The organism is Streptomyces sp. NPDC006552 (genome assembly GCF_040611655.1).
Lineage (GTDB): Bacteria > Actinomycetota > Actinomycetes > Streptomycetales > Streptomycetaceae > Streptomyces.
On the sequence record NZ_JBEXOS010000065.1, the window covers coordinates 20,270 to 34,570 of the forward strand.

The window sequence follows — 14,301 nt, forward strand, 5'->3', positions numbered from 1 at the left end:
TTCTCCTTCGCTCTCTGTGTCAGTGTTCGACGGGATGGTGCACGGACCCCTCTCCGGCCGGAGCGGGGCGTCTGGGGGGTGGGGTGGAGCGGGCGCTGTGCCGCAGCGCGCGATCGAGGAAGCGCACCGCGCGCCGCAGCACGCGCACGTGGTCGCCGCCGTCGTAGCCGTCGTGCCCGGACGCGAGCCACAGCGACTCGTGCGGGGCGCCGGCCGCGTCGAGGGCGGCGAGATAGGAACGGACCTGCGCAGGTGGGCACTTGGTGTCGTGGGCGGCGGCGACGACCAGGAGCGGGTCGCGTACCCGGGCGGCGTAGCGGATCGGCGAGCTGTGCGCGTAGAGGTCCGGGACCTGCGCCGGTGTACCGCCGAACAGCCGCTCGTCCAGCGTCCGCAGGGCGGGTGTGGCGGCGGCGTGTGCGGCGGCGTAGTCGGCCACGGGTTTGACGGCGACACCCGCCTGCCAGAGCCCGGGGCGGGTGCCGAGGGCCAGCAGGACCAGGTAACCGCCCCAGGAGGTGCCCCACAGCCCGGCGGCGTCCGCGCGGATCAGGCCGCGTGCCACGAGGTCGGCGCGGACGGCCGCGAGGTCGGCGACCTGGGTGTGGCCGACGCCGTCGCGGTGGGCCCGCTGCCAGCTCGGTCCGTAGCCGGTGGAGCCGCGGTAGTTGACGCGGGCCACGGCGAAACCGGAAGCGACCAGCGAGTGCACGGTGCCGTCGTAGGCGTCGCGGTCGTGGTCGGCGGGGCCGCCGTGGACGAGGAACACGGCCGGGTGGGGCCCGGGTGCGGACTCGGGAAGGCTGAGCAACGTGTGCACCGGGCCGTCCGCCCCCGGTGTGAAGACGTCACGCAGCGTGCCCGGCACGCGGCCGTCGATGGTGCCGAGCGGCGGCAGCGGTGTCCCGGCCGTGGACGTCATACGGGGCGGGTGCGCGGTGTCCGTCCAAAGGGTGTGCAGGTCGCCGCCGGGGCGCGGGGCCGCGTCCAGGAGAGTGCCGGGCGGAGTCGGTACGGGGTCCAGGGCGCGGCGGGCGAGGTCGGCGCGGCGGAGCAGGGAGCGGCCGTGCCGGTCCTGCCGGATCAGCACGGCGTCGCCGTCCGGGTACCAGCGGGCGGTGAACTGGGTGTCCAGAGCACACCAGTCGTGGGTGACGGTGCCGGTGGCGGCGGTCCAGGTGGCGAGTACGTAGCGGTCCTCGCGTTCGCGGGCGAGCAGCAGGGTGGCATGGCCGTCCCGGGCGGGACCGAAACCGAGCGCCCAGAGTCTGCCGTGGTGGCCGTCGCCGGGGAGGACCGCGACCTCGGTGCCGTCGGTGCCGAGCACGGTGACGGCGCGGGGCGCCTCGGCCGTCCGGGAGAGGGCGAGGAGGTCACCGCGCGGGGCGAGTCCGGCGAGCGAGGCGGGACCCTGCACACGTATCACCTCGCGGCCGGGACCACCCCGAGTTCCCAGCCGGATCGTGGTGTGGTCGGCGAGTCCGATGCCGAGGGCGACAGTGGCGTCGGCGGTGACGGCCAGACCGCGGGCCGTGCCGTCCGGGACACCGGTGAGACCGGGCAGGTCAAGACCGCCGTCGAACGGCTGGAACCGCCAGTGGCCGACTCCCCGGGCGTCCTCGGCGAACCACCACACACACGCGTCCGCGTCGATCGCCCCGTGCAGGGTGCCGCCGGGACGGTCGGTGACACGGCGCGCGCGCCGGGCCGCGGCGTCCCAGGTGAACACCTCGCAGCGGCCCTCGGCGTCGGCGGTGAACACCATGCGGTGCGCAGCGGTGGCGCACACGTCGGGCAGCGCGGCGCGGTACACCTGGAAGCGGCTCACGCGGCGGCCTCCGCGAGGGCGGCGCGCCGATGGGTGTGCGCGGCGAGCAGGACGAGGAGGGCGGCACATCCGAGCGCGGGCCCGGCGGAACTCACCCGACCGGCGAAGAGGCCGGCCACGACCGGGGCGAGAGCGGCGGTGGCGCCGGAGGCGGTGGCGATGACGGCGCCGACGCGGGCCTGCAATTCGGGTTCGGTCGTCAGCAGGGCGCGGGACTGGAGGATGACAGCGGGCAGCGGCACGAGGAGTCCGATCGCACCGAGCAGCGCCCCGTACGTCCACGGCCCGTCGGCGAGGGCCAGAGCAGCGGTGAGCGGGACCAGCAGCCAGGTGACTGCGGTGAGGGCGCGAGCGGCGCCGAGGCGGGCCGCGGCCTTGGGCGCGGCGAGGGAGCCCGCCAGGCCCGCGGCGCCGGTGACGGCGAGGACGAGGCCGAGCGGGAGCGCCCCGCTGCCGGAACGTTGCAGCGTGAACACCGCGGAGTAGTACAGCGTCGCCGCCACCCCGTTGACGAGCGCGACCCAGGCCAGCACGAGGCGCAGCAACGGCCGCCGCCGCACCAGCTGCAACCCGGCGCCGACCGCACGCCACCACCCCTCACCCGAGGGTGCCGCCGCGGCCTTCAGATCCGTACGCATGGCCCGTACGCAGCCGGCGACAACCGCGTACGAGAGGGCGTCGGCCGCGAAGGGCAGGGCGCGGAAGAGCTGGTACGCGGCTCCGCCGAGGGCCGGGCCGAGAATGAGCGCGCCCTGGTCGGCGGCGGCGAGCCGGGCCACGGCGCGCGGCTGGTCGTCGGGCGGGCAGACCAGGGCGATGGTGCCGCGCGACGCGGCGTCGTGACAGGCGGTGGCGAACCGTTCGACAAGGACGGCGGCCACGAGGTGAGCCAGCGTCAGATGTCCGGCGAGCAGGGTCACCGCGATGGAGCCCATGGCGAGCGCGGCGACAGCGGCGGACCAGAACATGATCGTCTTCCGCGCGCCGCGGTCGGCGGGCACGGCCGCGAGCGGCCCGAGCAGCAGCCCCGCCGCCAGCGAGAGCCCGGCGACGAGCCCGGCGGTGCGCGGCGAGTGGCCGAGACCGAGGAGCAGCAGCGGGAGGACGGCGCCGGATGCCTGGGTGCCGAGTGCGTCGACGGCATTGGCCCACCAGAAGAGTCGGAAGTCCCGGGCGGACGTGTCGCGCCCGGAACCGGAAGAGCCGCGGCGGCCCCGGAACGGCCGGGGCCCGGGTAATCCGTCGCGGGGGCCCACCGCTCCCGCCTGCGTAGACGACTCCACGATCCCCCTCAATCCGATGAAGCAATCGTGCAGGTTGTGTAGAAAGCGAAAGCGAAACGAGCGGGATCGTAGCCAGCGCTTCGAACGGGCTACAAGGCTGCGTTCGAGTTGGCTGGAAAGCGCGAGGAGCCGGAAGGGGGCGGGGAGTTCGGGGTTCGCACCAAAGGGAGGGGAACGTTCCGGCGCGGCCCGTGAGGGGCGTGAGGCAGAGGGAGGCAGATGTGACGTGTGAGGCATGCCATCGGCATGCTTTCGGTCAAGCGCCGCACCGGCGGGTGCCCCTCGGGAGGGTCTCGCTCCGGACCGCGGGCCGGCCCGGCGCGGCTGCTTTCACGGCCGAGGATGGCCAGTTCCCGTCGTACGGACGGCGCTGCCGCACCCCGATGACGCTACCGACGCGATCACCCGCCCCTGCCGGGCTTCACCCCGGGGGATCGGAAACCCCCAGCGACTTCTCCCAGCGGTAGTCGATCCCCGCGTCAGGCAGCCACCGGGCGAGGCGGTCACGGGCCAGATGCGGGTTGCGGCGGCTGCCAGGACCGATGCGCACGTCCACCACCGACCGGACCCCCGCGGTCCGCACCAGTTCGACGAAGCGCTCCTGCTCCGCGGTGCTGTGTCCGAACGTCACCAGATCCACCGCGGTAACCGCGCCCACCAGCCGCACTCCTCCGCACCGTGACCCCAGCCTTGGCGCGGGCTCCCGCCCGAGACTAGCCATCGGCCGCTCCCACGCAACGGACTGCCCGGCGAGTCGCTGGGGTGTCGCGCAAAGCGGTGGGCCCACGTGCGACGCTGCCGTCAGGCACGCCCCAGGCTCGTAACAGCCTTCACCGAGTGGCTACGCGATGGAGCCTGCTCCTAGTCCGCGCGGCCGGTGACAGCCACGGCCGCACCCAGGCCGATCATGGCCAGCCCGCCGGTGCCGCCGACCAGTGACATCTGCTGGGGGGAGCGTCCGAACCAGGTTCGTGCGGCCGATGCCGTCAGCCCCCACAGGCCATCAGAGATCAGGGCCAATACGGCGCCCGCGAAGCCGAGGATCAGCATCTGGATGCTGACGTGACCGGCCTCCCGGTCGACGAACTGCGGAAGCACCGCGGTGAGGAACACGACGCTCTTCGGGTTCGTCACGCCGACCATGAATCCTGCCCATACCGAGCTTCGCCCGCTGGACGACACAGAGGTGAAACTCACCGCTCGGGCCCGGTTCTTCCAGCTCGCGCGCAAAGCCCTCACGCCGAGGTAGACGAGGTAGCCGGCGCCGGCCAGCTTGATCACGTCGAAGACGACGACCGACGTCTCGACCAACGCCCCGATCCCCAAGGCGACAGCGATGACCAGCGCATAGCCCCCGAGGGCGTTGCCCAGCACCGAGGTCAACGCCGTCCGACGCCCGTGGGCGAGGGCCCGGCCGATGACGAACAACACGCTCGGTCCCGGGACGACCGACAAGAGCACGGACATGGTGCAGAAGGCCAGCAGCCGGTGAAGGTCAACCATGCGCGGGATCATTCCCCACGCATGCGCAGGGGCGCCAGAGAGGCTTTCGACCTAGGTCCTGTTCCAGGTGGCGCGGGTGGTCAAGGGGCCGGGGCACTGACCGGGCGGGCGTCACCTCACCTCGGGGACGCGCAGTCGTAGAGGGTGAAGCTGCCGTCGGTGCGGAGCCCGTAGGCGGTGGGCCCGACGCGCCGGCAGTGGGACTTCACCCAGGTGGTGGCGGCCGTGGTGGGGCGCCGGGTGGTGAGCAGCGCATAACGCAGTTGGTGGGCGGTGACGAGGCCGTCGAGCTGCTGAGCGGTCGGGAAGGGGGTGCTGCCGGTGAAGCCACCCATGACGAGGATGGGTTCGGACTTGGCACGCAGCAGGGGCTCGGCGGTGTAGGCGGCCTGGGTGGCCAGCAGGTACTTCTCGCCGTGGCGGTGCGCGGTGAGGTAGTCGAGCAGGGCGGTGTCACGGGCGCTGGGCCGGTCGAGCCCCTTCCTGCGCGGAGCGTGACGGGGATGTTCGTCGTACGACTTGCCGACCGGACCGGCCATCGGCGAGGTCGCGGCGCCCGCGTAGAGCGGGTCGAGGCTGGAGACGGCCCAGCCGGCCGGTACGACCAGGATGGCCGCGATCCCGGCGGCGAGGGCGACCTGGGTCCTCCGTGGGGAGGTGCGCGGCCCGCGGCTCCACAGGCCCACCACGCCGCACACCGCGAGCAGCACAGCGACCGGCAGCAGCCACGGGAGAAATCGGGTCGGCCAGGCGAGGATCAGCGCCCACGCCGTCGTCAGCGCGATCACGGCGGGCAGCACCAGGTGCCGTCGGCCGGCCGCCGCGTCCTGCGCCATCTGCTCCGGCCCGTACTTCGCCTCGTACCTCGCCTCGTACTCCGATCGGAAGAGCGCGAGTCCCCCGCCGGCCAGCGCGGCGATCGCCGGGGCGATGACGGCCGTGTAGTAGGCGTGGTTGCCGTTGGAGACGCTGAACACCACGGTGTGCACGGCCAGCCAGCCGCCCCACAGCATGAACCCGGCGCGCGGCAGGTCGGTTCGCGGTCGCCCGGCGCGCCGGGCGATGCCCAGGACCGCGGCGACCACGGCGAGCGGCAGCAACCAGGCGATCTGCGGGCCGACCGTGTGGTTGATGAGCATGTCCCAGCCGGTGTTGCCGGTGGTGCGGCTGGCCGCGGTGCCCGGGACGGCGCCGAACGCGGTGGGATCGCTGCCGAAGCGGCTCAGCCCGTTGTAGCCGAAGACCAGGGTGAACGGATCGTTGTTGGACGTTCCGTCGAAGTACGGATGGTCGGCCGCCGGTGTCACATAGGCGACCAGCATCCAGGAGCAGGAGACCGCCAACGCGACCGCACCGGCCAGCAGGACGCGCAGAGCCCGCTTCAACGCCGTGCCGGGCGCGACAACTTGGTACACGGCGGCGAAGACCGGCAGCACCAACCACGCCTGCAGCATCTTCGCCTGGAAGGCGAGGCCGACCCAGACCCCGCAGGTGATCAACGGCAGCAGCCGCTGGGTGCGCACCGCCTTCTGCAGCGCTCCGGCGGCCGCCACCAGGAGCAGCGTGAGCGCGGTGTCCGGAATGGTGGCGCGGTTGAGGGCCACGGTGACCGGCGTGAGGGTGAGCGCCAGCGCCGCGGTCAGCGCGGCGAACGGGCCGGCCCAGGCCCGTACGATCCGGTGCAACAGCCATACGGTGAGCACGCCCTCGACGACCTGCGGAAGCGCGGCCGCCCAGGTGTGCGGGCCGAACACCCAGACGGAGACCGCGTCGGGCCAGAAGGCGCCGGGCAGCTTGTCGATGCTGATCGAACCGGCGGAGTCGAGCCCACCGAAGAAGAACGCCCGCGGGCTACTGGCCATCGAGCGTATCGCCGCGCTGTAGAAGGGGTGGAGCGCGGCGTGCCCGATGCCCCAGGCGTACAGCACCGCGGCGACGGCCAGCACCGCGGCGAGCGCCGGGCGCTCCCAGCGCGGGGCGTCCTCCGGGCGGCCGGAGCGGTGGCTCGCCGCCCGACGGCCGCGCTGGGCTCCGGTGGGCGGGGCGGCGGGTGTGGCGGTCATGGCAGTGGTCCTCGGTCAGCAGGTCAGGTGAGACGGCGGTGCACACGCGGCGGCATCACACGCGCGGCCAGGTCACCGCGGCGGCAGCGAACGAACGCGCCGCGGTCACAGGCGGCGGGCCGCTCGGAAGCCGCGGGCGTAGAAGTCGGTGCCGTCCAGCAGCGAGCGGCCCGACAGGTCACCCAGGGTCGGGCCGTTGGCCGCGGAGCGACTGGAGTAGAAGCGGTGCCGGCCCTGGTCGTCCAGGCCCATGTAGATGCCGCAGTGGTCGATGAAGTCCGGCCGGTCCTTGATGATGGCGAAGAAGACCAGGTCACCGGGTTGCAGGACACCGAGGTCGGTGGCCTGCTCCCGGCCGGTGTGGGGGATCACCACGCGGCCGGGACCGTAGGCGGCGATGGCGAAGGCGCGGCGCGGCAGACCGGCGCCCCGGGTGTTGGTGTTGTGCAGGGGGATGCCCATGCGGTAGCCCCACACCAGACGCTGGAAGCCGGAGCAGTCGACGTCGCCGTAGCGGGCCTTCTCCGGTTGCGCGCGCGTGCCGTCCGGGAAGGTCCACGCCGTGCCCAGATAGTCGTAGAAGTCGGACTGCTCGTCGTGGTAGGCGAAGTCCAGCGGGTTGTCGACCTCGGAATTGCGCGGGCCGAAGTGCGCGGTGCCCGCGTACCGCACGCCGTCGGCGTTGTGCTTGGCGGGCGCTCCGGCGCTGCTGTACTGGAACGCCACGGCGAAGACGTCCGGGCTCGTGTCGCCGAGCGCCTTGCGGAACCAGCCCGTGAACCAGGCGGACTTCTCCGCGCCCCGCCGCCACGTGTGCGGCAGCACCCGCACCCAGGCGTCGGTGGTCACTGTGGCCTCGGTGGTGCGCGGCTCGCTGAAGGTGCGGCTGGGGCCGGTGAGTACGGCCGTACGAGCGCCGTCGGTGAACGTGGCGAGCGTGCCGCCGTCGCTCGCACGGACCACGGTGCGAGCGGGGGAGGAGAGCCGCTCGAAGGTGTGGGCCCCCTCGGACCGGGCGCTCGCGCCGGAGTTCGCGTCGGCCGAACCGCCGCCGCTGTCGGACCCGAAGCGTTCCCAGGCATAACCGCCCGCCGCTCCGGCGGCCGCCACGCCCGCGATCGTCCGGAAGACGGCGCGGCGGGTCGGGCCGGTTCGCCTGCCGTCTGGTACGGAATGCATGGCCGATCCTCCTGAGACTGTGAGGTGAGAGGGGTGTACGGGTCAGCCGGTGGGCAGGGCCCCGATCAACAGACCGGCGACCAGCACCACGTACGTGGCCAGGGTCACCGCGCTGGTCGAGATGACCGTGGCCGCCAGTGGCTGGCGGGCCATCTGGTAGGAGACCAGGCCCGGGACGATGAAGCCAAGGGTCTGTGACGTGTACAGCAGCGGGAACTCGTGGCTGAGGGCGAGCATCACGGTGGTCTGCATCAGCACCGCGCACAGCACGACGGCGGCGAACAGCCGTTTTCCGTAGAGGATCACTGTGCGCTGCACCAGCTTCATCAGGAAGTACGTGCCCACCGCCACGACGACCATCAGCCCGGCCATCCGCACATCGGTGACGAGGGTGAGAGCGATCCAGCCCGGGGTGATCATCCCCCCGGGGCTGAGATTGGTGGTCAGATAGCAGACGAGCGAGAAGACCAGCCCGAGGGCGATCCCCAGTGCGGCGGTCTGTGCGTTGAGATTGGCGGGGATCACGGGTTCCTCGTGAACTGGGAAGGATCGTAGGACTGGTGCGGGTCGTCCGCGGTGCTTCGGTCGTCGGGCCGGTCCTTGCGGCCGGCGGCCCGGTGGGCGAGGTCGCGCTGTTCCGGGATGCGGAAGGTGAACGTCGGTGTCTCCAGCGGCGCCACCCAGCTGTACGGCTCCGGCTCGGGCGGCCGGGCCACCGAGAGCCGCTGCCGGGGCAGGGCGATCTGCATGGTCTCCTGGTCCAGACCGCCACCGACGGGAACGGCGTCGAGCAGGTCCTCGGACTCGTCCAGGGGCAGTTCGGCGAGGCGCTCCAGGAACAACTCGCCCTGGCCGTGGATGTTGCCGATCGCCACCAGCGAGGAGTCCGGGCCGAGTTCCGCGAGGATCGCCGCGGTCACCTCCCCGGGATCCCGGCGGTCACCACCGAGATCCACCACCCGCCCGCTGAAGCCGGCCGGGATCGCGTCGCGGGCGCTCTTGGTCGGGTGGCCGATCAGGAACACCGTCTCGGCGCCGAGGTCCTGGACGATCGTGCCCATCTGGCCGTTGCGCTCCACCCGGTCCGGGCGGCAGTTGATGACCACGCCGATCGGCCGCCGGATCGCGCCCAGCTCCTCCAGCTGCTTGACGTTCATCAGCGTCGACTCGGGGTCGTTGGCCGCGAAGACGTTGGCGAACCGCAGCCGCTTCCCCTCGTGGGTGACGTAGCGCTCCACGGACAGCACGCCCGGATCGGGCGGCGCGTCCCACATGCCCTGCATCGCGGTCTGCCGCTCCACGCCGAGCAGTTCGGCGACGGCGAGCGCGATCGCCACGTTCTCCTTGAAGGTGTACCAGCTGAAGCCGCGCAGTTCGGCGTCGGTCACCGACTCCGGGTCGACCGCGATCAGGCGGCAGTTCCGCTTGTCGGCCTCCTCCTGGAGGATGTGCAGCCGGTCCTTCTCCGCCGTCACACACACCCCGCCCTCCGGCATCGAGCGGGAGAGCGAGCGGGCGACGTCGTCCAGCGTCGGGCCCATCTCCTCCAGATGGTCCTCGCGGACGTTGCACAGCACACCGATCGTGGAACGGATCAGTTTCTCCTGGTTGATCTCCTGCAACGCGGGCATCACCGCCATGCACTCGATCACCAGCGCGTCCGGCCGATAGGTCGCCGCCCGCCGCACGATGCCGATCTGCTCGACGACGTTGGCGATGCCGAACTTGCGGTACACCGGTTCCTCGGTGGCGTCCGGGTGGATGAACCGCGCGGCGGTGCCGGTGGTCTTGGCCACTGTGACCAGCCCGCCGCCGCGCAGCGCGCCCGCGCACAGCCGAGTGATCGAACTTTTGCCGCGGATGCCGTTGACCAGCACCCGCGTGGGTATCTGCTCCAGCGAGGCGAAGTGCCGCCGCTGCTCCAGGATCCCGGCGATCCACAGAGCGGCGCAGCACAGCAGGACGATGACATAGAGGAAGAGCACGCCGGTTTCCGTCCTTCTACCGCTGGAGGGTGGTCTCATGCAGGGGCCGGCCGGCTCCTGCGGACTGACCGGCTCTGAGCGCCCGGTCCTGTTCCGCCAGGACCTGGCGCACCAGCTCCAGGTTGCGGGTGACCGAGCCGATCTCGTCGTGGTTGACCGGGTGCAGCACGGTGCGGCGGTCCCCGCCGACGAGCCGCTCGGCGAGCACGGTGACCGCGCGCAGCGGCCGGACCACCACGACGTGGAGCCAGCCCAGACCGGCCGCGCTGACGGCGAGGCCCAGGATGCCCGCGAGCATGGTGCGCTGCTCGGCCTGGACCGCGGGGACCTGCAGCGCCGCCGCGGGCTCCGCGGTCACCACGTGCCAGCCCAGGCCGGCCGTCGGACCCTTCTGCGCCAGCGGCGCGGCGGCGTCGACCGAGGGACCGGAGGACGTGCTGTGCACCGCCGAGGTCGCGGTGCCCGCGGTCCCCGGGGCGCCCTGGGTGGCGCGGGCGAGACGGGTCAGGGCGGACTCGGGCAGCGACTGGAAGGCGCGGTAGCCCACGCTGGCCGCGAGGACCTTGTCGTCGCGGTCCGTCACCCAGACGCTGCCCAGCTTGGGCCTGGGCAGCAGGGAGTTGAGTGCCTTCACGTCGATCTCGCCGAACAGCACCACCCCGGCCGCCGGGGCCTTGCCCTTGTCGGCCCGGACCTGAGCGTAGGCGGCGATCGCCGGTATCCGGCCCGAGGCGTTGACGGTGGTGATCCCACCGCCGCCCGGCACGTGGACGAGGGTGCGCAGCGGTGTGCCGCCCACGCGCAGCGAGATGCCGCCCGAGCGGTCCAGAAGATACAGCGAACGGTACTGCTTGTGGTCGGCGAGGGACTTGCGCAGGACCTCGGCCTGGGCGTCCCGGCTGCGGCCCGGCAGGCTCGCGGCGGCCTCCCTCAGGTCGGTGTAGGACCGGTCGAGGGACTGCCGGACGCGGTTCGTCGCGATCTCGGTGCGCGCCTGCTGGTCGGCAAGGACCGCGGCCGGAACCGCGGTCGCGGTGTCCGCCCGGTTCAGCACGAAGATCATCGGCACCGACCAGCAGGCCACCACCACGACTCCGGCCACGGCCAGCGCCCGGTAACCCGGTCCACGCCGGGCCGGGGACTCCTGCGGGCCGCCCTCGCCGAGCAGTTGCCCGCGCAGCGATTCCAGGGCCCGCCCGATCCGCGCTAGTTCACCGAAACCGTGCACCGGCACCGGCCGGGACAGCTCCGCGCGAGCGGCCGACCCGGCACCGGTCGCGCCCCGGGCCAGACGGCCGGCGGACAGGTACACCCGCAGCAGGGGCCGTTGGAAGGAGAAGTACAGCGCCAGACCGAGCAGCAGCGCGACCACGGCCAGCGCCCCCGCCGCCTTGAGCGCGAAACCCGAGTAGTCGCCGGCGGTGGTCGTGGTGGGCGCCGCGCGGGAGCTGAGCACCACCAGACCGAGGTCGTCGGTCTCGCCCGGACCGGTCGCCGAGGCGACCTGCGCCCAGCCGGCCACGGTGCGCCGGTCGCCGGTCTTGGCGCCCAGCAGGCTTCCCGAGGCGTCGGTGCCGCTCCGCGACCTGTGCGCCGCCCGCGCCGCCTGCGCGGGCAGACCGCCGCGTGCGGCAGCCGGAGAGGCCGTGCCGCGGACCGCGGTGGCGAGCGAGGCGCCGCTCGCGTCCAGCACCTCGGCGGTGCGCCCGTCGCCGTACGCCGTGAGGGCGGGGAGCGGCTCGCAGACCACCAGCAGCCACTGCCGGTCGGGCCCGTCGGGATCGTCCTGCTGCGCGGGCAGGGTGACCTCGGCGAAGTACAGCAGTTGCCGTGTTCCGGCCGACGTCACCAACCGGGGCGGGATCTCCCGGTGCTCGGACGCCGTCTTGGCGTCCACCCCGGCCAGCGGCACGGTCCGGCCGCCGGTCGCCAGCAGCTTCCCGGTACGCGCGTCGAGCAGCGCACGGCCGTAGGGGCCCTCAGTGGCGGAGGCCAGCGCTTTGAGCGCGGTCGTGGGGGTCGAGGCGCTCGTCGCCGGGTACGCCTCGGCCTTGCGGCGCACCGCACCCGCCTCGGCGTCGATCGCGGTGCGCAGGGACAGCGCGGTGTCCGCGGCGATCTGCTGCTCGCCATTGAGTACGGCCTGCGGGATGCCCGCGGTGTGGATGCCTTCCAGACCCATCACGGTCAGAGCGGCGACCATCAGCAGGAGGACGACGACTGAGGCCACCGGCGGGCGTATCCCGCCGAGCATCGGCATGTCGGCGCGGCGGCGGGTACGGTGCCGGCGCGGCGCCCGGGGTGCGGAGGACAGGGCAGCGGGTCCTTCCTCGAATCGGCGCCGAGCGCTCAATTGTTCGACAAAGCCACCATCGTAGCGCCCTGCGATCACAGGCCCATCACATTTGCGCCCAGAGTGGCGTACGCGACACAGACTGCTGCGCTGCGGCGGCGCATCCGGAACCACCGCCGCCCGCGCCGAAGGGCCGGACCCGCGATCAGGTCCGGCCCTTGGGACGTCCGCTCAGCGGACGAAGGAGATCTCCGGGTAAGCGGAGTTGGGCTTGTCGAGCAGGGTGCTGTGCTTTTTACGCAGCTCCTGGTCGAAGAAGGCGGCGAGGTAGTCACGCTGGACCTTCACCGCCCGCTTCGGGTCGATCGTGCCGTACTGCTGCTGGACCTGTGCCTTGGAGAGCCCGAGCAGGTGCGCCCACTGCGGCACCAGGTACTCGTTGTCGCTGAACGACAGGTGCGCCGCGCCCGCGAGCTTGATGTCGACCCGGTACCCCTTCAGGTGCGACCACATGGTGCGCCACGAGCTGTCGTTGTTCCGGTTGTGGTTGCCGGAGCTGAACAGCATGTAGGGGCGGTCCAGGTCCTTGCTCGGCGCGGTCCCGAAGTACTGGCCGTCCAGGTTGGCACCGGCGTCGATCCGCTTGTCGAGCTGCATGGCGTCGGTGACCGCGGCGCCGCCCAGCGACCAGCCGAACATCCCGATACGGGAGGTGTCCACCGACTTCGACAGCCCCGAGGGGAGCGTCGCGTGGCCGGCGTCCGGGTTGCCACCGCCGCTGATCGTGCCGAGGGCGTTGATCACGAACTTGATGTCCGCCGCACGCACCTTCAGCGTGTCGGAGGAGTGGGCCCCCGACGGCATCCGGTTGAGCTCGAGCCGCTTGCCGGGGAACTGCACCTCGTTGGCGTCGTGGGTGTGGTCGACGGTGACGACGAGATAGCCGCGGCTGGCGAGATCCTGGGCGAGCCCGGTACCCATCGCGCGGTCCGAGTGCAGCCCGGTCGAGTACAGCAGGACGGGCAGCTTGCCGAGGCTGGTCTTCACCGGGGCGAGGACATGGCCCGCGGTGGTCGGCAGGGTCACCTGCTGCGTCGACAGCCCGCGCGAGGCGAGGAAGTGGGCGCCGGCGATCGACGACATCCACGGCGCCTGGTAGTGCCCGGATGTGGCGGTGGCCGGATACCAGAGCGTCACCATCAGCTCGCGAGCCTTGCCACCGGACACGTACGGGTCCGTACGGGACTTGTCGACGAGGTGCAGGCCGACCATGCCCACGCTGTTCGGTCCGCTCGGAGCGGGCATCGTGAGCCGCAGCGCGGACTGGGCCGTGCGGGCGGACGAGAGCTTCTCGGGGTGTACGGCCTTGTGGTGCTGCGGCGCCTCGTCGTTCTCGGGCGCCCAGGGCGTGGCCGGGTCGAGCTCGTCGGGTGAGGACCCGGTGGGCGCAGGCTTGTCGGACGTCTTTCCGGCGGCCATCGCCGGCGTCGACCCCATGGCCAGCGCGATGGCCAGCGCACCCGCCGGACCAACCGCTTTGGCGATCACTCTGTGACGGTGGCGCGGGCGGCGGTGCTTCATGAAACCCCCTCGTAGGACAGCGATCACGGAACACGCAATCGACTGCCGTACACCGTACCGCCGCGGCGAGGGACGGATTCGCCCACCCGGGGAAGACGCGATGCCGATTCCCCGGTCAACCGCCGGGCGCCGCGCGGCGGATGATCTGCCCACGCTTCGGCAGGAGGACGCGATCCCCGGTTCGTCCGTCCCTCGGTAACGCCTTACAACGCCGACCGCGCTGACGGCGGTTCTGCGGGGGCGGGTGGAACCGATCTGTACCCGTGCTCCGAGGCCGGTCTGTGAACCAGCCGGCGTGAACGGCCCCCGCCGGCTGGTTCACCGGCCGCCGCCGTGTGTCCGCCGCCCCGCAGGCGTGCCGCCCGGTCGTGAGCGCGGACTGGGCACCCGTACCGTGGGCGCCTTCCTGTTCTCCCGTGCGGCAGGCGCCGTCATCGCCGCCGTCCCCCGACGTGCCCGGCTCCGGCCGGCTCCCCACCGGTTGGGCCACGCTCGTCACGGCCACCACCAGACACGAAACCGTTGTCACCCGCTGGTCCATGGACCGTGGACCCTTCCGTCCCCGCCCTGTCTTCCGGCCTGCCGA

The 14,301-nt window shown here is 72.5% G+C and carries 10 protein-coding genes; all 10 read right to left on the reverse strand.

Features of this window, described 5'->3' with window-relative positions; translation table 11 throughout:
- Window positions 1-19 precede the first annotated feature (19 nt).
- Window positions 20-1,828 (reverse strand): prolyl oligopeptidase family serine peptidase, encoded by a 1,809-nt coding sequence (locus tag ABZY33_RS29135; RefSeq protein ID WP_356494677.1) that lies wholly within the window; start codon window positions 1,826-1,828, stop codon window positions 20-22.
- A complete protein-coding gene (locus ABZY33_RS29140; RefSeq protein WP_356494678.1) occupies window positions 1,825-3,111 on the reverse strand; it encodes an MFS transporter in 1,287 nt (428 codons plus the stop codon). The genes ABZY33_RS29135 and ABZY33_RS29140 overlap by 4 nt, the downstream gene beginning before the upstream one ends.
- A 421-nt stretch (window positions 3,112-3,532) precedes the next feature.
- Entirely contained in the window at window positions 3,533-3,769 is a 237-nt protein-coding gene (locus ABZY33_RS29145; RefSeq protein WP_356494679.1) for a DUF488 domain-containing protein, read from the reverse strand.
- A 203-nt stretch (window positions 3,770-3,972) separates the two neighbouring features.
- The gene (locus ABZY33_RS29150; RefSeq protein WP_356494680.1) at window positions 3,973-4,614 is read right to left on the reverse strand and encodes a LysE family translocator; all 642 of its coding nucleotides are present in this window, start codon (window positions 4,612-4,614) and stop codon (window positions 3,973-3,975) included.
- A 116-nt stretch (window positions 4,615-4,730) separates the two neighbouring features.
- On the reverse strand, window positions 4,731-6,677 hold the full coding sequence (locus ABZY33_RS29155; protein WP_356494681.1) for a glycosyltransferase family 39 protein: 1,947 nt from the start codon (window positions 6,675-6,677) through the stop codon (window positions 4,731-4,733).
- A gap of 105 nt (window positions 6,678-6,782) precedes the next feature.
- Window positions 6,783-7,856, reverse strand: a complete 1,074-nt coding sequence (locus ABZY33_RS29160; RefSeq protein WP_356494682.1) for an NlpC/P60 family protein — start codon at window positions 7,854-7,856, stop codon at window positions 6,783-6,785.
- Between the two features lie 42 nt (window positions 7,857-7,898).
- On the reverse strand, window positions 7,899-8,381 hold the full coding sequence (locus ABZY33_RS29165; protein ID WP_356494683.1) for a poly-gamma-glutamate biosynthesis protein PgsC/CapC: 483 nt from the start codon (window positions 8,379-8,381) through the stop codon (window positions 7,899-7,901).
- Complete coding sequence (gene pgsB / locus ABZY33_RS29170) at window positions 8,378-9,841, reverse strand: poly-gamma-glutamate synthase PgsB (RefSeq protein WP_356494684.1); 1,464 nt, start codon at window positions 9,839-9,841, stop codon at window positions 8,378-8,380. Before pgsB ends, ABZY33_RS29165 begins: the two co-directional genes overlap by 4 nt.
- Before the next feature lie 16 nt (window positions 9,842-9,857).
- Window positions 9,858-12,071, reverse strand: a complete 2,214-nt coding sequence (locus ABZY33_RS29175) for a HAMP domain-containing protein (protein WP_356494685.1) — start codon at window positions 12,069-12,071, stop codon at window positions 9,858-9,860.
- A 294-nt stretch (window positions 12,072-12,365) separates the two neighbouring features.
- Complete coding sequence (locus tag ABZY33_RS29180; protein ID WP_356494686.1) at window positions 12,366-13,682, reverse strand: hydrolase; 1,317 nt, start codon at window positions 13,680-13,682, stop codon at window positions 12,366-12,368.
- Window positions 13,683-14,301: the final 619 nt, after the last annotated feature.

Coding starts and splice junctions, on each gene's coding strand:
- ABZY33_RS29160 (WP_356494682.1), bottom strand. CDS start 7,856: ATGCATTCCGTACCAGACGGCAGGCGAACCGGCCCGACCCGCCGCGCC.
- ABZY33_RS29150 (WP_356494680.1), bottom strand. CDS start 4,614: ATGGTTGACCTTCACCGGCTGCTGGCCTTCTGCACCATGTCCGTGCTC.
- ABZY33_RS29155 (WP_356494681.1), bottom strand. CDS start 6,677: ATGACCGCCACACCCGCCGCCCCGCCCACCGGAGCCCAGCGCGGCCGT.